This window comes from Pedobacter terrae (genome assembly GCF_036946585.1).
Taxonomy (GTDB): Bacteria; Bacteroidota; Bacteroidia; order Sphingobacteriales; family Sphingobacteriaceae; genus Pedobacter; species Pedobacter terrae_C.
Window position 1 is genome coordinate 298,855 of record NZ_JAQIIV010000001.1, and the last position, 22,502, is coordinate 321,356.

The 22,502-nt window shown below is 39.2% G+C and carries 12 protein-coding genes; all 12 read right to left on the minus strand.

What is annotated here, in order from left to right:
- Positions 1–5 precede the first annotated feature (5 nt).
- A complete protein-coding gene (locus PGN18_RS01335; protein WP_335317568.1) occupies positions 6–3,347 on the minus strand; it encodes a SusC/RagA family TonB-linked outer membrane protein in 3,342 nt (1,113 codons plus the stop codon).
- A 120-nt stretch (positions 3,348–3,467) separates the two neighbouring features.
- Positions 3,468–4,535, minus strand: coding sequence for a FecR family protein (locus PGN18_RS01340; protein ID WP_335317569.1), 1,068 nt, complete (start codon positions 4,533–4,535; stop codon positions 3,468–3,470).
- A 592-nt stretch (positions 4,536–5,127) separates the two neighbouring features.
- Positions 5,128–5,682, minus strand: coding sequence for an RNA polymerase sigma factor (locus tag PGN18_RS01345; RefSeq protein ID WP_335317570.1), 555 nt, complete (start codon positions 5,680–5,682; stop codon positions 5,128–5,130).
- Between the two features lie 257 nt (positions 5,683–5,939).
- Complete coding sequence (locus PGN18_RS01350; RefSeq protein WP_335317571.1) at positions 5,940–7,871, minus strand: alpha-amylase family glycosyl hydrolase; 1,932 nt, start codon at positions 7,869–7,871, stop codon at positions 5,940–5,942.
- Between the two features lie 86 nt (positions 7,872–7,957).
- Positions 7,958–9,334 carry an MFS transporter gene (locus tag PGN18_RS01355; protein WP_335317572.1) on the minus strand — a complete coding sequence of 459 codons (1,377 nt, stop codon included), beginning with the start codon at positions 9,332–9,334 and terminating at the stop codon, positions 7,958–7,960.
- A gap of 230 nt (positions 9,335–9,564) precedes the next feature.
- Positions 9,565–11,244: an alpha-amylase family glycosyl hydrolase gene (locus PGN18_RS01360; RefSeq protein WP_335317573.1), complete on the minus strand. Its 1,680-nt coding sequence runs from the start codon at positions 11,242–11,244 to the stop codon at positions 9,565–9,567.
- Between the two features lie 182 nt (positions 11,245–11,426).
- Positions 11,427–13,745 carry a glycoside hydrolase family 65 protein gene (locus PGN18_RS01365; RefSeq protein ID WP_335317574.1) on the minus strand — a complete coding sequence of 773 codons (2,319 nt, stop codon included), beginning with the start codon at positions 13,743–13,745 and terminating at the stop codon, positions 11,427–11,429.
- A gap of 99 nt (positions 13,746–13,844) precedes the next feature.
- On the minus strand, positions 13,845–14,531 hold the full coding sequence (gene pgmB / locus PGN18_RS01370) for a beta-phosphoglucomutase (RefSeq protein WP_335317575.1): 687 nt from the start codon (positions 14,529–14,531) through the stop codon (positions 13,845–13,847).
- 84 nt (positions 14,532–14,615) lie between these two features.
- Positions 14,616–16,529, minus strand: a complete 1,914-nt coding sequence (locus PGN18_RS01375) for a glycoside hydrolase family 13 protein (RefSeq protein WP_335317576.1) — start codon at positions 16,527–16,529, stop codon at positions 14,616–14,618.
- Between the two features lie 58 nt (positions 16,530–16,587).
- Positions 16,588–17,565 (minus strand): SusE domain-containing protein, encoded by a 978-nt coding sequence (locus PGN18_RS01380; protein WP_335317577.1) that lies wholly within the window; start codon positions 17,563–17,565, stop codon positions 16,588–16,590.
- Between the two features lie 56 nt (positions 17,566–17,621).
- On the minus strand, positions 17,622–19,211 hold the full coding sequence (locus PGN18_RS01385) for a RagB/SusD family nutrient uptake outer membrane protein (protein ID WP_335317578.1): 1,590 nt from the start codon (positions 19,209–19,211) through the stop codon (positions 17,622–17,624).
- A gap of 56 nt (positions 19,212–19,267) precedes the next feature.
- A complete protein-coding gene (locus PGN18_RS01390) occupies positions 19,268–22,228 on the minus strand; it encodes a SusC/RagA family TonB-linked outer membrane protein (protein WP_335317579.1) in 2,961 nt (986 codons plus the stop codon).
- Positions 22,229–22,502: the final 274 nt, after the last annotated feature.

The window sequence follows — 22,502 nt, forward strand, 5'->3', positions numbered from 1 at the left end:
AAGGATTATAACTTAACACTTAAATTTAAACCATAAGTACGCACTGGTGGCACACCACCTAACTCCATGCCCGGAATGGTAGCATTATAGCTTGATTCGGGATCGATGTTGTCGGTTTTTTTCATGAGGATAAATAAGTTACGACCAACAAAACTTACATTTAACCCTTTGATCTTATTATTGAATAGTTTTCCCGGAAAATTATAACCTAGAATAAACTGTCTGAATTTGATAAAACTTGCATCCTGAACAAACTGTTTTGATACATTATTGGCAAAAGTGCCATAATAATTTGCGGCGTTTACGCCTAAAGCTTCACGGTTTTCTAAAGTAGCCTGGTGCAAACCAAACACATAACCATAATAATCAGTAGCAGAGAAGATTTTCCCACCCCATTTACCGTCAATCAGGAAAGAAAGATTAATGCCTTTGTAGTTGAACTCGTTATTCCAACCCGCTGTCCATTTATTGTAAGCAGAACCATAAGGCTTCAACTCACCTCTTTCCGGAATTCCATCCGCACCCTTTACAATATTGCCATTCCCGTCATATTTATAATCGTAAGCCATCACCTGCGCAATAGCGAGTCCTTCCAGGTTTTGCAAAAAGCCCACATTGCTTCTCGAGGTTGCCAATGGCTGAGAAGCCGTGCCAGGTGCAAGCGTTAATACTTTGTTGTCATTGTATGAACCATTTAAAGTGGATGTCCAGTTAAAATCTGTATTCTTTAAAACCACACCAGATACCAAACCTTCTATTCCTTTGTTCTGTAACCGGCCGATATTCAGGATCGCTGCGTTGTAACCTGTTGTTGTAGAAGCTGGAACGGCCAGAATTTCATCTTTCGATTTTTTATTGTACCAGGTAAAATCTAAACTGAGGCGATCGCCAAAGAACCTCATTTCCGTACCAATCTCTAATTCTGTAGCGCTTGATGCTTTTAGTGAAGCATTTGGAATTGCAGCATTAACGATGTTACCGAGTGAATTTCCGTTAACGGTTTCGCTTCGTAAATTGTAATATAGCTGGGTTTGGAAAGGATAAGTGGCCTGTCCAACCATGGCATAACCTGCCCTAAGTTTACCAAAACTCAAAAATGACGGTTTCCATAACTCTGAGAAAACAAATGAGCCGCTAACGGAAGGATAAATCGTATTGAGTTTGTTGTTTTTACCCGGCGTAGCCAATGTAGAAAACCAATCGTTACGTGCACTTCCTGTTAAGTATAGTATGTCTTTATAAGTCAATTCCAGCGTACCATACACCGATTGTGTTTCCTGATCGGTTTGATAAATACTAACCGCTTTACCACCCGTATTCGCTAAATTATAAACCCCAAAAATCTGGAAAGATCCACCGGTATTGGTAGTTCCTGCACCTTTGGTACGGCGATAACTAGCACCAAAATTTGGTGTAATCGAGAAATCGTCTATTTTAAAAGATTTACCAATCAAAGCATCCACGTTAATATCCGAGAATTTACTAATCTGTTCGGTATAACCACCATCAGCATCGTAGGCTGTACCCGATGGCGTAATGCCGAGGTAGTTATCGTTATAAGAATCTCTTCCAGCTCTCGCCTGTAAAAACAATCCGTTATCAAAGGTATACTTCGCGCTAAACGAGCTGATCAGCCGTTCTCTTTTGGTATTGTGGATAAAATCATAAGCAGCAAACCAGGGATTGGTGGCATAGGTATTACCTGTATTGTATGAGAGTTCGGTTCCATCAGCTTTTTTCCCTGGCTTTAAGCTTTCAATATTTACACTGGTTGGCAAAAATGCGGCATTATAGTTGGCATTACCGGCACCATCCGAAACCATCGGACGGTTTTTAGCCTGTTCTAAAATGTAGTTGAAGCGTGCATCGATTACCAAATTTTTAATGGGATCAAAAGTACCGGACAGGGTAAAGTTTTGTCTGTTCAACCCAGAATTAGGCACCACTGATCTGTTGGTTAAATCGCTGGCTGATAAACGCATTACACCACCGGTGAACGATTTATTCAGGGCTAAAGTGTTGGTCCAGCTGCCACCAGTACGGTAAAAATCCTCAATATTATTTTTTTGTGCAGAGTATGGTCTGCTTACGCCATCAAACTGAACCACATTCGATCCATCTAATTTTGCTCCCCAGCTCGAACCACCCACCTGCGCAGCTGCTGTGGCATCAGTTGGCTTTACTCCGTTGGCTCCCTGCCCATACACATATTGCCAATTGGTTCTATCCATCACCTGTTCTGCAACGTAATTACTACTAAATTCGATGCTGTTCCCTTTTCCACTTTTAGTGGTGATCAGGATTACCCCTGCTTTAGCCCTATTGCCATAAAGTGCAGAGGCTGCAGCACCTTTCAATACTGAAATGCTTTCGATATCATCAGGGTTTAAGTTGCTGATCGCGTCGCCTAAATCTGGTGCATTATCATATTGGCCACCATTGTTACCAATGCCAATCGTACTGCCGAAACCAACCGGCGCACTTTCCATTGGAATCCCATTTACTACATATAAAGGCTGACTAGATGGGCCTAAGCTTGAAACACCACGGATGGTGACATTGGTCGCTGCTCCGGCACCTCCAGAGGTACCTGCAATATCCAAACCCGCTACTTTGCCTACCAAAGAGTTCGTAATATTATTTTCACGGGCCTGTGTCAAAGTTTCACCGCCAATTTGCGTAACCGAATAACCTAAAGCCCTTCTTTCTTTCTTGATACCCAAAGCCGTAACCACTACATCGGTAAGTTGCTTGGTATCTTCTGCTAATACAATATCGATATTGGTTTGCGAACCGATAGCTATTTCCCTGGTTTGAAAGCCAGCATAAGAAATAATCAGCATTGCATTTTCAGGCGCATTTAAGGAGAATTTTCCATTTACATCGGTCGAGGTTCCAATACCCGTTCCTTTAACCCTCACACTGGCACCGGGTAGTGCACCTCCGCGTACATCTTTTACGGTTCCACCGATCGGCACTTCTTTATTTTTGCTAATAACGATTAAGCCTCCTTCTGAAACAGAATATTTCAGGTTCGTTCTGTTTAAAATGGCAGCCAGTACATCAGTAACCAAAGTATTGGTTACAGTAATACTTACATCCTTATTTACCGGAACATAAGAAGAGCTGTACACAAAATGGTAACTGCTTTGCTGTTCAATAATCTGTAAAACCCTGCCCAGCTTTGTTTTTTTTACATCTAAAGAAATTTTTTCCTGAGAAAAAACCGATGCAGAAACGTTAAGGCAGGTAATGAAAACCATAATACAGGCAAGTTTCATTAGCATCATGAATTTTAAGAGCGCCATATATTTTGGCCGCCCTTGCAGTAAGTAATAATAAATCATATTTTTGTTTTTTTTGGTTGCATAAGTTACTGGCAGCAATCTGTTTGTGCATAAACTGCCATTAATGAATCAAAAAAGAAATTGCGAAGGGCGGTGCTCCAACACCGTCCTTTTTTATTCCTATTTTGAGATAATCACCTTTTTACCTTTTATCTCATATTTAAAATTATTTTCAGTTGCTTTTAAAGCGTGTAAAACTTCTTCAATGCTTTCGTTTGTAATGGTTGCCGTAAAACGGTATTTTTCTATTGAAGGGTCTGAAAACGTAATCTCTACGTTATACCATTTCTCCAAAACATTCCTGATCTCATCAAAATCCTGATCATAAATCTCGATTCGATTTTGGGTCCAGGCCGTTTCTACAATGGTACTATCTTTAACTTTTGTGTAATGGTTAATGGTAATTTCAGGTTGTGGTGCTGTAGGCTTCAACAATTTACTTTTCTGTTGGATAACCGCATTTTTATAAAAAGTAACCTTCTGACTCGGTTTCAGGGTAATGGTACCACCGTTTCCATTTATGGCCTCCATAGTAATTAAACCCCTGATCAATGTGGCCTCTGATGTGGTTTCATCTGGATAGGCCTTCACGTTAAAAGCAGTACCCAATACATTGATGTTAAAATCTGAGGTATGGACTTTAAAGGGTTTATGCTGATCATGCACAACATCGAAGAAAGCTTCGCCAGTAAGGGTAACTTCCCTGCATTGATCGTTAAAGCCCTTTCTTATTGATAAAGTACTTTTTGCATTCAACAGCACCGAAGTACCATCCTGAAGCCGGATTTTTTTACGCTCCCCATTTTTGGTCGTAAACGTGTTAACGATTTGCGCAGCAGCTACTTTTTTGTTGTACTTGCTATAGGTGTAATAAATCAATACCGAACTCGCAACCAAAACCATTGCCGCTGCAATTTTAAGCCATATATAACGGTTTAGCTTAATTAACTTTTCTTCAGGAAACATACTTTCCTTAAAAGTCCCAATCTGTTTATTTAAAGGCCGCTTGTTGCCACTCAATATTACATACATTTTTTTGGCATCCGCTATTACTGCTGCCTGCTCTGCATGTTCATTAATATACTGCTCCCAATATCCAATGCATAGCTTATCCGTTCCGGCACAATACTGCTGGAAAGTGCTATCTATAAGAAAGTCTTCTGCATTGAATTTACTTCTGTCAACCATTCTAAATTGCCCTTTATATATCAGTGCCCAAAAGCTTTACTTTTTCCTAAGGAAATTTTAACTTTTTTTTAACATGGCGAAATATGTGCACTGGATACAGAAAGAACGAAGAAATTTAATTTGCAGAAACATAGCTTCTTCGCACAAATGGACCCGTTTCAGATACAGAAATTATGGTGGTGATTTTTTTGGAAAGCACTTGCAGAAGCATTTCGGTAAAGGTTAGCCCTGCCATATGCTTTATCTCACTTCGTTCAATGCCCGTTCCTGTCAGGTTTGGCTGGTGCAGGCTGGTTTACTATTAGAGGTTGCAGGCTGCAGGACAGTTAAACCGCCAAGAACCACACACCTAATGCTCTAAACCCGGTAGTAACGGAAATCCTTTTTATTGCTTAAAACAGCATTAAACTATACTTATTGCCGGCATTGATAAATTGCAATAAAAAGATTGAAGTGCATACGGGGCTAAAGTACCTACAGAGACTGGAATGTTCGTTTTCAAAACATGGAACAACTAACTATTTAACCTACTGGATGCTTAAGATTTACGAAGTTCTCCCCTTTCGCGACCCTAACGAAACTTCGCAATAATTTATGCATTAAATTCCTTACGCAGGATTTTAAGTGCATCGTAAATGGTATTGTAGGCTGTTTTTATGGTCTGGTTACTCTGCTCGGCAATCTGCTCGTAACTTAGTCCGTCAAAAAACTTGAGGTGGATCAGCTGTTTTTGGCGAAAGGTTAATTTTTCCAGTGCATTTTTGAGCTGATGCTTTACCAATTCATCGCTTTGCACCTTAACAATAAACTCTTCGTAACTCATCTCCATCCAATCGCCGTCGGCTCCTGCATTAAAAAGCGCATCACTGATTTTACGTTTTCTTTCGATTATCCGCAACAGTTTACGTTTCAAAAATGTACGGAGATAAGCTTCTACATTGTCTACACGGGTAAGCGTTTCGTGTTTCTCCCAAATGGTGGTAAAGACCAGGTCGGTGGCTTCGCTTGATGTATCTGCATCGGCACACACCCTGATGCCGAAATTAACCAATGGATAATAAAGCGTTGCATACAGATCAAAAAACGCATCTTTATCGCCAGTACGTAATCGTTCCCATAATAAGTGATGCGCTAATTTGTTATCCATTAAGTTGTTAGTTGTTATCACAATATTAACTAAAAACAACAAGATATTATTTAGAGATTGGGAATAATTGAATTTAAAAATTGTAAAACCCAATTAAATTCCGATCTGTGAGTACACAGACCGTGGCAAAGAAATTAGTATTGATGATCTATCTAGTAATTAAACCTCACAGGTTTTTAAAACGGTGTAGCCCTCAAATGCGGCCATTAAAAAACAATGTAAATTATGAATTAAACCTGCGAGGGCTGTAAATTAGCTTATTTTAAAGCGGTTCTGCTAAAAATATGATATTCGCCAGGGGCTAAAGTCTTTGTATAAGTACTGCCCGAAAGGTTAATGCTATTTCCAACCGCATCGATCCAGGTTCCTGCCGATCCGAAATCGATGTTGGCCGTTTGGCTCACCACATCGAAATTACCCACAACCACAACGGTATTGCTCCCTTCGGTTAACTTAATGTATTTGATTCCGCCAGTAAGGTTATAGGTTGAATTGCTTGAATTAAAAATACTGTTATTCTTTCTCAACCTGATGAATTTGGCATAAGCGTCATACAAAGCCTTGCGATTAGGGTCGCTGTAGTAATCCCATTTAATGGGTTTTTCGCCAGTTCTTCCGTTAAAATCGATGTTGATATCGTAACCCAGTTCTCCAAATTGCCATACCATTTTAGGTCCGGGAATGCTGAATAAAAAGGCGGCGGCAAGTTCTTCTCTTTTTAGTGATGTAGCCAGGTTTCCTTTAATAACATAACTTCCAGATGCGTTGCCATAAGTGATATTTTTATAGTTTAAACGCTCCTCATCGTGGCTTTCGGCATAGGTAACCAGACCATCAGATTTTGTAAAACCATGATTGGCATAAAAACCCCATTGAAAGTTTGAATTATCCAGCCAGCCCATTGTAGCCTCATTAATGTTATAATTCATATTATTCCAAAGCATCATACCCTCGTTAGCCAGCACTTTTTCTTCAGATTCTTCTGCAAAGTGTTCCAAAATCACATAGAAATTAGCATCTAAACTCTTGATGTAGTCATTATAATCTTTCCAGATGGCAATGCGGCCGGCATCATACAACCTAAACTGTGCATCATCAGTTGATTGCTTTTGCGTAAAACCTTTTGAAAGATCGAAACGGAAACCATCAATTTTGTATTGCTGCATCCAGAATTTCATTACATCTTTCGAAAATTTCCTGGTGGCAGCACTTTCATGGTTAAAATCGTAACCTACATTAAAGGGATGTTTGGCATCCACATTAAACCATGGGCTGTTGGCTGTAGGTTTTGAGCCATCAAAATACAATTGCACCATGGGCGATTGACCGAAAGAATGATTTAATACCATATCCATAATCACAGCAATGCCGCGGCCATGGCATTCATCAATAAAATTTTGCAGAGCCGTTTTGGTACCATAATATTTATCGGGCGCAAAATAAAAGGATGGGTTATAACCCCAGCTTAAATTTCCTTCAAATTCATTAACCGGCATTAACTCTATGGCGTTGATACCCAAACCAGTTAAATAATCGAGTTTGGCCAGTGTTGATGCATAATTATGATCGGCGGTAAAATCGCGGATGAGCAATTCATAAATCACCAGGTTATTTTTATCGGGACGGTTAAAGGTGTTGTTTTTCCAGGTATAAACGGGCTGATTTGCTTGCATAATACTCACTATTCCAGTTGTTTTACCCGTTGGATAGGCTTTTAAATTGGGATACGTTGCTGCGCTAATGTATTGATCGTTATCAGGATCCAGTATTTTCTCGCAATACGGATCGGCTACTTTTAAATTTCCATCTACATAAAACTGATAGGCATATTCTGTAGCTGGATTTAAATTATCTACCTGGATCCACCAGTAATTTCCATCTGGTGTATTTTTCATGGGTAATGCAGTGGCTGACCAATCGTTAAATTCACCAATCAAGGAAACTGATTTTTTACCAGGTGCATAAAGTGTTACAATAGCTGATGTTCCATTATTAGTAAACACCACACCATCTTTGACTCCTGCTGGCAGATCAGCTTTCTGATCAGTTGGCACAGGCTCCATACCAATATCTGATGTTTTTTTACAGGCTGCATTAAACATTGTTGTTAATAAAAACAAGCAGAGTATATTTTTTGCTTTTTTAGCTTCGTGCAAATACGAGCAGATGGAATAAATAGTCTTTTTCATTTGGTTAGGATTTTTCTATCGGTCTGTATCTCACAGACTGAAATTATATTGGCGATCTGTGAGGATACAGATCATGTAGTAGCGTTTTAAACTGACCTATTTTCCTCTACGCCAAGTTTTGAAGCTAAAACTTCGTTTGTTTTCTTAGGTTCCCGGATAAATACATAACAAATTATTGCGGCTAAAATCATTAATCCACCGCCTAATTGTACAGCTAAAAGCCTGTCGTTATTTAACACATTACGCATTAACCAGCCAAAGCCTAGGGAAGCAATAATTTCCGGTAGGACAATAAAGAAGTTAAAAATGCCCATATAAATACCGATTTTATCTTTGGGCAACGAGCCGCTCAACATGGCGTAAGGCATAGAAAGGATACTTGCCCAGGCAATGCCTACCCCTGTCATACATAAATACAGCATATTTTTATCGTGTACCCAGGCTACGCTGATTAAACCTATGGCTCCACAGATTAAACATAGGGCATGCGTGGTTTTACGGCCCAATGCATCAGCAATTTTGGGTAACACCAGGGCAAAAAGAAAAGTAATTACGCTATAATAAGCGAGTGTTAAGCTGCCAAAATCGGCACCTTGCGCATAAACCGGATCAGCCGCATCTTTACCGCCAAAAACATTCACCGCGACAGCGGTGGTATAATAAAACCACATCAAAAACAGGCCTGGCCAGGTAAAAAACTGAACTAACGAAACGATCTGCATCCTCTTTGGCATATTCCTTAATGCATGAAAAATCTCTATTGCTCCACCACCAAAACCTTTATTGCTTTCTTGTATTTTTTCTTTAAAATTAATATCCTCAGGTGGGTATTCCTTTGTGGTAAGTACCGTCCACAATACAGCAGCGAAAAAGAAAAAAGCACCTATATAAAAAGAAAACTTCACGTTTTCCGGAATATTGCCCTTTTCTGCAGTATTGGTTAAATGGAATATATTATTCATGATCCACGGTAAGGCCGAAGCCACACTACCACCCAAACCAATCATCATACTCTGCATAATGAACCCGCGGTTAACCTGGCTATCAGGTAATTTATCGGTAACAAAAGCGCGGAAAGGTTCCATAGCGATATTCCCGAAAACATCTAAAATCCAAAGTAAACCCGCTGCCATCCACAGCACACTGCTATGTGGCATAAAAATTAACGCAATACTGCTCACAATAGCCCCAAGCATAAAATAAGGCCTTCTTCTGCCCCACTTTGGATGCCAGGTTCGATCGCTCAGATAACCTATTATTGGCTGTACCAATAAACCAGTTAAAGGGGCTGCCAAAAACAACAATGGAACCTGATCTGGATTGGCACCAAGGTTTTCGTAAATGCGACCCATATTTGCCCTTTGTAAATCCCAACCGAACTGGATCCCGAAAAAACCTACGCTCATGTTGATAATCTGCACAAGTGTTAATTTTGGATTCTCGAATGCTGTTTTTAAGCTCATTGTATTTGGTTTATGCGCTTAGCGCGGGGCGCGTGGCGTTATATAGTTTTGATTCAATTAATACTTTTTTACAGTTAGGCGTAAAGCGCTTCATTTTTTCACCACAGCGCCTACAAAGTTTTTATACAGAGCGCACAGAAAAATATTGCCTCGGCGAACGGCTGTGCCAATCCCTCATTGCACGCTGTGGTTAATATCGTCAGTTTACGCTCAACGCATATCGCTATGTCCTAAAACGCTATTACCTGTGCGCTCACCGGGGCCAGGGTTACAGGTATGTTTGTTCCTGCAGGAATATTTAATTTTTTATCTGTCAACAGTTCAGTAACCGGTGATGAACTTTTAACCTTTAAAACTTCCTCTGGAATTTCGATATTCGCAGTTAAAGTTTGGTTTCGATCAAAATTGGCTACTATTAATAAACGCTGTTTGCCCGAGTAACGGATAAAAGCATACATCCGGTTGTTCATATTTCCGGTAACAGGCACTTCATAAATTTGTCCATTAATTACCGCATCACTTGTTGATGTTACTTTTAACAACTGCTTGTAAAAAGCCCTTAAATTTTGCTGTGCGGCATTTAATTTATGGCCATCAAACAAGCCTCCATTCATCCATTTCTGGTGATTGGGCACACCCCAATAATCGAAGATAGTGGTGCGGTGATCATCTCCACCAAAACCCTCTTGTCCTTTGCCTGGCTCGCCTACTTCCTGACCAAAATAAAGCATTACCGGACCGGCGCCTAAAGTTGCCGAAACAACCATTGCAGGCAAGGCCAGTTCGGCTTTACCTGCAAATCCTGTAGATGCAATACGTTCTTCATCGTGGTTTTCTAAAAAGCGTAACATGTGTTTGCCAAAACCAGCACTTTCTACCTGCCACACGTGTTTAATTGCTGCTACATCTGCAGTTGGTTCATTTCTGATTAATTTTTTGAGGCCATCGTATAAACCCACTTTATCGTAGAGATAATCAAATTTACCCTCTTCTAAATATTGTTTGTAAACTTTGGGATTATAGGCCTCTCCGATAAAAATTAAATCCGGATTCACTTCTTTTACCTGCGGAATTACCCAGTTCCAGAAAGCAATGGGTACCATTTCGGCCATATCACACCTGAAACCATCTACCCCTTTATTGGTCCAAAAGATTAAAATATCGCGCATTTTTAGCCAAACCGGTGGAATGGGCTCAAAATATTGTTTTTCGCCATTCTGATAATCTACACCGTAATTTAACTTAATCGTTTCATACCAATCATCATATTTAGGCTGTGCCGAAAACACATTGTTCCCTGTTGCTTTTGCCGGGTTCTCTTCAAACTCACCATCCTGAAGTACAGAAAGTGGTGTTTTTTGTCCGTTTGTAGGTACCACAAAAGCCTGGCCCGGGATATAATAAAAATCGTTCTTAGGGCTAAAAGCAACAGTTACATTATCATTTGCACCAAAGTCAGTTACATTTTTAGGTTTTGCACCAGAATGATAGCTTCTAGCCACGTGGTTGGGTATAAAATCGATCAGCACTTTTAGGTTTTTAGCATGCGTTCTTTTTACCAGTGCTTCAAACTCTTTCATCCTGTTTCTGATATCAACTGCTAGATCAGGATCTACGTCGTAGTAATCGCGGATGGCATAAGGAGAACCCGCTCTGCCTTTTACCACATCAGCATCATCCGGTTTGATTCCATAGGCACTATAATCGGTTAAACTTGCATGGGCAATTACCCCGGTATACCAAACATGGTTCGCATGAAGTTCCTTTATACCCTCTAAAGCTTTGTCGGTAATATCATTAAACTTACCGGAACCATTTTGTTCAATGGTTCCGTAAGGAATATTAGTGGTATTTTTATTCCCAAATAAGCGGGGTAATAACTGGTAGATAACGATCTGCTTATCGTTCATTTTTGTTCGCTTTTTTTGTGCAAAGGATGTTATAGGGATTATGACAAAAGAAAAAAAAAGTATAAATAGCCAGCTTTTATTGCTTCCGAATACAAATAAGCTTTGAGCAGAATAACATCTGCTATCAGATAAAGTTTTAGATTTTAACTCTCTACCCTCCACCTTTACACCCTTTACCTTTCTCATACCAACGCAGCATTATTAACTTCAACTTCGGCATTTGCGGCCAATTTATAATGCTGATTTCTGATACCGATTTCTAAATCAATGCCTGCATTGTTCCTGATCACGATGCTGTTTTCGGTAATATTAACCTTTAAAGTAGCTCCCCTGAAACCAATCGTGAACGAAAAAGATTTCCATTTGCCTGGCAAGAAAGGGTTAAAATGCAATTTACCATCGCGCACACGCATGCCGGCAAAACCTTCTACTACACTCATCCAGGTTCCTGCCATCGAGGTGATGTGTAGACCATCTTCCGTATCGTTGTTATAATCATCCAGGTCTAAACGTGCAGTACGTAAGTAGAATTCGTAGGCACGTGCTTCATCATTTAATTTAGCCGCTAAAATACTATGTACGCAAGGCGATAATGAACTTTCGTGTACGGTACGGGGTTCATAAAAATCGAAGTTGCGTTTTAATGTATCCAGATCATAATCTTCTTCAAAAAAATATAATCCCTGCAGAACATCAGCCTGTTTAATAAAACATGAACGTAAAATCCTGTCCCAGCTCCATTTCTGGTTGATCGGACGTTCACTTGCCGGAAGGTCTTTCACCAAAATCTGTTCTTTATCTAAATATCCATCCTGTTGCAAGAAAATCCCCAGTTTTTCATCTTGTGGATAATACATTTTCCCGATGATATCGGCCCAGTCTTTAAATTCCTTCTGATCGAAATTTAAGTTTTTTAACAGGCTGTTGTATTTTTCAGGTTGTTGTGTTTTTACCATTTCGGCAGCTTCTGTTGCATACTTCATGCACCACGTAGCCAAAATATTGGTGTACCAATTATTATTTACGTTATTTTCGTATTCATTTGGTCCGGTTACGCCAAGCATTACGTATTGTTGTTTATCATTGCTCCAGTTTACACGTTGTTTCCAAAAACGGGCAATACCGATCAGCACTTCTAAGCCATAATCAGAAAGATAACTTTCATCACCGGTATAACGGATATAATTGAAAATAGCAAAAGCAATGGCCCCATTCCGGTGGATTTCCTCGAAAGTAATTTCCCACTCATTATGGCATTCTTCACCATTCATGGTTACCATTGGATATAATGCAGCACCATCCTTAAAACCTAATTTCTCGGCATTTTCTATCGCTTTACCCAATTGTTTATGGCGGTAAATCAACAGATTTTTGCTTACATCCTGTGGTGCTGTAGCCAAATAAAAAGGCACACAATAAGCTTCTGTATCCCAGTAAGTAGAGCCACCATATTTCTCTCCCGTAAACCCTTTCGGACCGATATTTAAGCGGTCATCTTTACCGGTATAAGTTTGGAAAAGCTGGAAAATATTAAAACGGATCGCCTGTTGGGCAGAAACATCGCCTTCGATAATGATATCACTTTCCTCCCATTTTGCGGCCCAGGCTTCGCTTTGTTCTTCTAATAAAGTATCAAAACCCTTAGCAGATGCTTTGGCTATTACCGATTTGGTTTCTTTTATAAGTAATTCTTTAGGATAATTTTCTGAAGATAAATTTGCAGCAATTTTAACCAGCGTAACCTCTTCGTTCGCTTTAACATCTACTGAAAAAGTTTGTCCGACGAATTTTTCCCTACGGATGGCTTCGGGATTGATCGTCAACTTATCTGCATTTTTATATAGTTCGATATTGCTTCCGGTGCTCACTTCAAATTCAGTTTTCTTTGTTCTTAGTTTGATATAAGCTTCTGTTCCAAAGATTTCATCAGCGACTTTATCCCAGAATTTTTCGTCGTAGTTACTATCCTGATTTTTAACATCACCGTCAATAAAAGGCATCAACGTTAGTTTACCATCAAAATTTAACGGGGTAATGCTATAACGGATGGCGCCCACCTCATCATCAGCTATGCTGCAAAAACGGGTTGATTTAACTTTTAGGGTTTTACCGCTTTTTAATTTTGCGATGAAAGTGCGTTCCAGGTATCCGGCATGCATATTTAATATACGTTTAAAATCGCTTACCTCTGCTATTGCCAGATCAAGGATTTCGTCATCGATTTTTACCTCGATACCTACCCAGTTTGCTGCATTTAAAACTTTGGCAAAATATTCAGGATATCCATTTTTCCACCATCCCACACGGGTTTTATCTGGGTAATAAACACCCGCAACGTAATTTCCTAATAAAGTTTCCCCGGTATAGGTCTCCTCAAAATTGGCGCGCTGGCCCATTCGTCCATTGCCCAAACTGAAAATACTTTCCGAAATTTTATTTAGATGTGGATCAAAGCCTTCTTCGATAATATTCCACTCATCTGCTTTAATGTAGTTTTTCATATTTAGTATCAAGTAGTGTAACGGTATCAAGTAATTGGTATCAGGTATCAAGATAAATTTTTACTACTTGATACTCGCTACTTCGTACTTGCTACTCCATTACAACTCTTCCAAGTCTTTAACTGTTAATTTGTCTAATCCGCTTACTACCAGATCAGCCTGGATAAGCACACTTTTTTCGCCAATTCCGATGGCTTTCATGCCACCTCTTTTGGCCGCTTCTACCCCTGCTACAGCATCTTCAAAAACCACACATTCATTTGGTGCGAAACCTAGAAGCTGGGCGCCTTTTAAAAATACTTCCGGATCAGGTTTTGATTTGGTTACCATGTTGCCATCCACAATTTCATCGAAGAAATGAGCAAGGTTTGTTTTATCTAAAATAATTCCCGAGTTTTTACTTGCTGAGCCCAAAGCCAATTTATAGCCAGCTTTGTGAATTGCAGTCAAGAAATCGACCGTTCCAGGCAAAACTTCTGCGGGTGTCATTTTAGTGATCATATCTACGTACCAGCCGTTTTTTAAAGCAGCCAATTCTTCCTTTTCTAAATCGGTTTTTTGTACACCACCCCAAGCTAGAATCTTATTCAAACTTTCTACTCTACTCACGCCTTTTAACTGTTCATTCTGCTCTTCCGTAAAATCGAAACCCATGGTATTGGCCAAACGTTTCCAGGCCTTGTAATGGTAAACTGCAGTATCTACCAGTACGCCATCTAAATCGAATAGACAAGCCTTTATTGAGGTGGAAGGCGGAAGGTTGAAGGCGGGATTATTATCTTGCATAGTGTTATATTTTTTAGTATTAAGTAATGGGTATCAAATATCAAGATGTGAGTCTACACCTTAAACTCTCAACCTTTTACCTTTCTACCTTAACTCAAGCACCAAAGTGGTCTTAGCAGGCACTTTAATGTTTTTAAATTCGATGTTTTCGCCGATAATCACATTTTTTGCTGTTCTAATACCAGCTGTTCTTTCGGCAAAACGATCCGTGTTTAGTGTTTTTTCTTTTTCTGTATTGTTTACAATAACCATTACAGTGCCTTTTGGTTCTGCATTGTAGCGGAAATAAACATAAATATCATCCTGGGGGACAAACTGCATTAATTTGCCTGTTTGTAAAGCCGGACTGTTTTTACGAAAATTGGCCAGTGTTTTAACAAAATCAAAGGCTTCATTTTCTTTCCTGGTACGTCCATCAGCAACGAATTTATCTTTTTTGTCGCCCTCCCAGCCACCAGGAAAATCAGAACGGATCAGCCCATCCGGATTGGAGAAATTTTTCATTAAAATTTCAGTCCCGTAATACATTTGTGGAATGCCACGCATGGTTAACAGGATACTCATGCCCATTTTGTATTTATCGAAATCTTCGCCAACCATGGAGTAAAAGCGGCTCATATCATGGTTATCTAAAAAGATGCAATTGGTATTTGGGTTTTTATAGAGAAAATCATGTGCTAAGGTGGCATACAAACGGTTAACACCGTCTACCCAACCATTTTTGCCATTTATTCCTTCATAAATCGCATCTTTTAAAGTAGCATCTGTAATACCCTGTAAATGGGTATCAAAACCGCGGTTAACGGTATTGCCACCTGTAAAAAAGGCCTGGTTGGCTACCGCAGTTACCAATGTTTCGCCAAAAACGGATAAATGCGGAAATTCTGCCTGAACTTTTAAGGCCCAGTCGGCCATGTAAACCGGATCGTTATACCCGTAGGTATCTAAACGTAAACCATCAATACCAGCATATTCTATCCACCAGATGTGGTTTTGCGTGAGGTAATTTTGCACATAAGGATTACGTTGATTTAAATCGGGCATGGAAGGTACAAACCAGCCATCCAGCATCTGTTTACGATCAGCAGCAGAAGCATGAATATCCATTACCGTTTGATCGCGGTAACTGGTCTGTGTATATTTTGGCCATTGGTTTAACCAGCTTTTCATGGGTAGGTCTTTGTAAAACCAGTGCTGGGTACCAATGTGGTTGTGTACAATATCTTTAATGACTTTTAATCCTTTGGCATGTGCAGTTTCTACATATTTTTTGTAAAGTGCATTGGTACCATAGCGGGGATCTATTTTATAATGATCGGTTACGGCATAGCCGTGATAGGAAGCCTGTGGCATGTCATTTTCTACCTCTGGAGTCATCCAAACTGTAGTTACGCCTAAATCTTTCAGGTAATCAAGGTGGTTTATTACCCCCTGAATATCGCCACCATGGCGATAGTACATGCTATCGCGGTTTAATGCGGTTTCAGTTAAACCCTGAACCACATCATTGCTTCTGTCACCGTTCGAAAAACGATCGGGCATAAGCAGATAAATAAAATCTTTGTCGGTTACCCCCTGAATCCTGCCCGCACTTTTATCACGGTTTTTTAATTCATAGGTATAACTAAATATCTTTTTTCCGTCAGCTGTAAAATTAATCGGAAATTTTCCTGCCTTAGCAGCTGGGGCAATGGTTAAATCGAGGAATAAATAGTTCGGGTTTTCTACTTTGTTAATCTTAACGAGTTTAACACCAGGATAAGTTAAGCTTACTGTTGCATTGGCTATGTGATCGCCATGTACCAATAATTGCAGTTTTGGATTGTGCATACCGGTAAACCAAAACATCGGCTCGATACGCTCGAGTGTTTGGGCAAAAAGACCATTAAACGAAAGAAAAACTAAAAGTGTAATGGTGCTGCTTATCTTTTTAAAAAAAGTGTTAGTATGAGCATTAAATAGCAACGGAAATTTTTTAAGGGTATGGATTCTGATCATGCTAAAACTTAAAAATGCCCTGCAGTAAGAAATGCTGCAGGGCGGTATGTATAACAAATTAGTTTTTAACCATAGTGGCTTTTTTAGCAGCCACATCTAAAGTGATGGTATAGGTTCCGGCAGTGGTAACCGCAATATTATCACCTCCGTTTGTAAGGGTACTTAAGCTACCACCGAGGTTTGTACCCCAATCATGCGCAAACCTAAATTTGAAAGCGCCGGTAGTTAAAGTGGTTTTAATGGTATAAAAGTTCGCCTTACCATCATTGGTTACCTTCATGTCGGTATCATTGCCCCAGCCACCTACGGTAGCGTCGCCAATAATTGACCACTCTTTCGGAACGCCGATGGTGTAGGTACCTGTATTCAGGTCAACAGTTACCTGTTTCACTACTGCATCTGTCGATTTAAGGTTATCACCTGCACCAGTACTGATTTTACCGCCTCCTGCGTCACCATATGCTACATCCCATTTTTTTGCCGGGGTAACTTTAAATTCTAGGTTGCCGGGTGTGAATGCGATCATTCCGGTATAAATTCCGTTGCTGGTTGCTGAAATCAGACTATCGGCAGTCGATGGGTTCCAACCTTGATAAGCGCCCGGAGCATATACCCAAGCTGAAGCTAAATAGGGTGTAGCATTTAAAGTGATTATATTTGAATAAGTTAAATCGTTTGCTGCTGCACCTGATTTCAACCTTACTTCAATTTGAGTTGCCTCATTTACCTTAGCGCCTAAAGCTAAAATCATTGTGTTTACTTCGCTGATTTTTGGAATATACGACTTATCTGTCACTACAATTTCTCTTACAGGATTGAAATTTTGTCCTTTCAAGCCAAATTGCAAAGTTGTTGTAACTGGAACTACATAACCTGTTGAGGTAGCTATTGGATAACTTAAAGTTAGTGCAGGAAGTGCAGCATTAGCCTGTATCAAACTCAAATTTGTTGTAGATGCTGTTAATGTTCCTGCGGGTGTAATATTGGAAACCGTTTGGGTTTCATCTTTCTTACATGACCAAAGCGAAATTGCCATTAAGCAAATTGCTAAGGATTTAAATATCGTTGATTTCATATCTTATTGACTGAAAATTAATAACCAGTATTTTGAACCAAATTTGGATTAGCAATTAAATCTGCTAACGGAAGTGGATAAAGATTTCTAAAAGCTGGTAGCGAAGCACCTGCCTGAACTCCACCTTTAAACGGCCATACATAACCCGGTCCTGTGAATTTACCGTAACGAATTAAATCAGTACGGCGATGACCTTCCCAATAAAGCTCTCTAGCACGTTCATCCAGGTAGAAGTCTGTAGTTAACGCCGCCTCGGAAACATCTCCGGAGGTATTTCCATAAGCTCTTCCACGCAACAAGTTCACATATGTTCTGGCTTGTGATACACTACCGCCTGCCCCGCCTCTTGCCACAGCTTCGCCATAAATTAAGTATTGTTCAGCTAAACGGAAAATAGCAAAATCTAAAGAGCTAAAAGTACCATTGATTGTTCTACCGGGTGTACCAGCTGATGACACGTTTTTAAATTTAGTAACGCGTAAACCATCAGTAAATTCACTAACTGCCTGCACATCTTTTTTTGTACCAAAGAAAACTCCACGCTTGTCAACCGTACCATTCGCATCCGGGAATAAGTTTGGCAGATTTTGACGTGTACGGTTACCTCCCCAACCACCACCTGGAACACCATAGGAAGTTGGATTCATATCGGCGTTAATTGCCGCGTTGATTAAGTACGTTGTACCGCCATTATTTGTACCATTTATACCATCATAATTAATTGTTAAGATGTTTTCGGTATTATTTACGTCGTTATCCGTTCTGAATAGATTCATGTAATTATCCTTCAACTTATAATTAGCTGCGATAACTTTACTTGAATACGTAATGGCTTCAGTATATTTGGCTGTACCTGTGTAAACCTGAGCATTTAAATACATTCTCGCTAACAACGCCCAATCAGCACCTTTATCTGCACGGCCATAATCATTTGTTCTTGGTTCTGCTAAATCTCCTTCAATAGCTTTCAGCTCTGACTCAATATAACTGAACAAAGCAGCTCTTTGAATTTGTTTCGGATTCACTTTACCAATCGCATCAGCTTCGGTAACGAAAGGCGGATTACCGAAAGCGTCCATTAGTACCCAATATTGGTAAGCTCTTAAAAAACGAGCTTCTGCACGATAGCGGGTAATTGCGGTAGCATCAGCGCCCGTTATATTTCTACCTGCTAATTTATCAGGTGTACTTTCTCTCAAAAATTCGTTGCAAAAAGTGATTTGTAATATTCCTCGCGAATATAAACCACGTAAAAACTGGTTATCGGGAGTTGGCGTTCCAAAGTTTAATTCTGGGATACCAACATCACCCCAGGCGCAAATGGCCTCGTCAGTTACTAACTCTTGAGACATCCAAAACAGCCTCAAAAAGTCAGTAAAACCAGAGTTTAATCCACCAACGTCACTACCATCGGCACCCTGTGGACTGGTTAATCCATAAGTTGCATATAATTTAGCCAAACTGTTTTTATAACCCGCCGGAGTTGCATATACACTTTCAGCTGTAACATCATTTGTTGGCGTTAAATTAAAAGCTTCCTTTTTACATGAATTTAATGACAGCAGTAACATTCCTGATGTCAATAATATTTTAAATGAATTTTTCATTTTGTTATATTTTCGTTCAATAGACAATTGCCTTAACAACAACCTCTATGTATTATTTAAAAGCCAACATTTAAACCCAAAGTATACGTTCTAGGACGCGGATATAAATTATAGTCAATACCTGAAACTGATTCAGGATCAATCCCTTTATACTTTGACACTACAAATACATTCTGGCAATTTGCAGAAATACGCATTGATGCATTACCTGTTTTTGATAATTTACCAACATTATAGGATAAACCCAGGTTATCCATTTTTAGGAATGATGCATTTTTAATAAAGTAATCGCTTAAATATTGTACACCTGATGCCCCCGAAAAATTGGTGTTGTATAAATCAATGGCTGCATTATTTAAAATACCTTGAGTACTCAAAACGTTATTTACGATCCCAAAGTTTGAAGATATATTGTCATAAATATAGTTACCCAGGTTTGCTCTTAACACGGTACTTGCAGTCCATCTTTTATAGGTGAACGAAGTATTGAAACCTAAGGTAATAACAGGATCTGGCGATTTATAGAAATACTGATCCGCTGCACTTACCATGCCATCACCATTTAAATCTTCATAAACTCCTTCCAAAGGTTTTCCATTACTATTGTAAACTTGCTTATAAACAAAAAACGATCCTGGCAGTTGATTAACTGCATTATATTTTAAGTGAATACCTGTACCACCGGTAATATCGCCAGCGTCAATTTTAAAGCCTGAATTAGGATTTAGTGTTAAGTTGGTTACCTTGCGTTTATTGTAAGCTGCATTTACACCAATATCCCAAGTGGTGTTATCGGTTTTAATTGCAAGATAATTTAAGCTCACTTCAGCTCCCCTAACGTCCATGTTTCCAACATTGGTTGTTAATTCGTTACTAAAGTTTGTTCCAACAGGTATGGTAACTTTACTTAATAAATCTTTAGTCTTTTTGTAATAAACATCAATACTTCCATATAATCTCCCTTGTAAGAAACCATAATCTAAACCAGCATTGTAGGTTGTTGTGGTTTCCCATCGTAAATCAGGATCGTAACCTGCCGGGCTGTAGTAATTGTAAAAAGAATTACCGATTTGATATTGTCCTTGATTGGTGTTGGCATAGTATTTTGACAAATAATCATAATTTCCAATACCGTCTTTATTACCAGTTTCTCCATAGGTTAGTCTTAGTTTCAAATCTGAAAGAACTTTACTGTCTTTTAAGAAATTCTCACCTATAACTCTCCACGTAAAACCTACTGAAGGAAAGTATCCCCAACGGTTATTTTCAGCGAATTTCGAAGAAGCATCAGCCCTCATTGTTCCAGATAAGATATACTTGTCAGCCAAGGTATAGTTGAAACGACCGTAGTACGATAGCAATTTGTTCTGCTCAACAGCGAATGGGAATACCGGAGTTGTTTGCAAAACACCGGTTGCCCTATAAGTAGCAAAGTTATAGTTTGTTACCGCATCATCATAATATCCGTATCCACCTGTTACATCAAACCTACTTTTTCCAATCGTTTTTGCATAAGTTAAATAGGCTTCAGAAAACTTATTCATTTCAGTATTCAATCTTCTGGAAAATGAACCGTCTGTAGTGAAACTTTGTGCAGCGTATTCAGGCACTCTTGTCCGTCCGTATCCCTTAACATAGTCATACCCTAGGTTAACCACTGCATGTAGCTCTGGTAAAAAATGGAATGAATAATCCAACTTGATATTACCAAAACTTCTGGCTGCATTACCATGGTTGTCTTGTTGTCTGATCAAAGCAACTGGATTACGTGGTGCATTTGGATTTGGAATACCTGCCGAGGTAATCCATTCAAAATAATTACCAAATTTATTGGTTGCATACACCGGTTGCGTTGGATCAAATTGAATTGCGGCACCAATAGCGCCGTCGTTTGGATATTGCGAATCCGTTAACGAACCTTTTAGGTTTAACTCGACTTTTAAATGATCCTTAAACAATTTTGGTGCAATAGAGAAAGCACCAGTTGCTCTCTTTAACTTACTGGTAATAACAGCTCCCTCTTGATCTAAATATCCGGCTGATACGCGATAAGGTACACCTTCAAAAGATCCAGAAATACTTAAGTTATTATCCGTAGAAAATGCATTCTGATAAATTTCGTTTTGCCAATCGGTATTTGCTGTACCTAATAAAGCCTTTTGAGCGGCAGAGCCATTTGCATTTACGTAAGCGCGAATTTCATCACCAGATAAAACATTTACTTTTCTAGCCACAGTTCCGATTGAATTATTGGTACTGAAGTTAATAACCGGAGCACCTGAAGCACCTTTTTTCGTGGTGATTAAAATTACCCCGTTGGATGCCCTTGAACCATAAATGGCTGTAGCGTTGGCATCTTTCAAAACCGTAAAGGTTTCAATATCATTAGGATTGATCAATGACAGCGGGCTTGGGGCGTTACCAATGCTGTTACCGCTGAAAGGAACTCCATCAACCACAATTAAAGGATCGTTACTTGCATTTAATGATGCACCACCGCGAATCCTAATGGTACTACCACCACCTGGCGAACCACCACCGGAAATGATATTTACACCAGCAACCTTTCCTTGAATTAATTGCTCAGGTGTAGTAATGGTACCTTTTTGAAAATCTTTTGAACTCACTGTAGTGATAGAGCCCGTCAGGTTTTTCTTTTCAGCAGTACCATAACCAATTACCACTACCTCATTCAGTTTCTGTGCATCGGGTACCAATTGAAAACTCACATTCACATTGGCTGAAATGCTTACCGTTTTATCGAGTGTTTGATAACCGATAAAACTTGCAGATAACGTTATGGAACCATTAGCTAAACCGGCAAGTTTAAAATTACCGTCTACATCAGTTGATGTACTTCTGGTTGTACCTTTAACAATTACAGAGGCACCGGGCAATGGCAGGCCGCTTTCATCAAGCACCTTTCCAGATACAGATCCGGTTTGTGCTTTTACCATTAATGCTGAAAAAACCAACAGCACCAAAAGCCCCTGTTTTAACAGGTAAAATACTCTCATATTTGAAGCTCGTTTAAGTATAAAAATTTGGTTAAATATTATAGTGATTTACACATAGGCCTAATTTACAGCTGTTATTGAGATTTCAAAATTTATTTACAAAATATATTTTCTGACAAATTACCAATCAGAAAATCAGCTAAAAAAACAGCTTTTAAAAGCTTTTGAAAAACGACATTAAATAATTGTTAAATTATTAAAATACTGTAATTCAATTAGTTATGAAATTATAAATTTACTTTACAGTGTAAAAATTACACTAAGCCATTTTTTC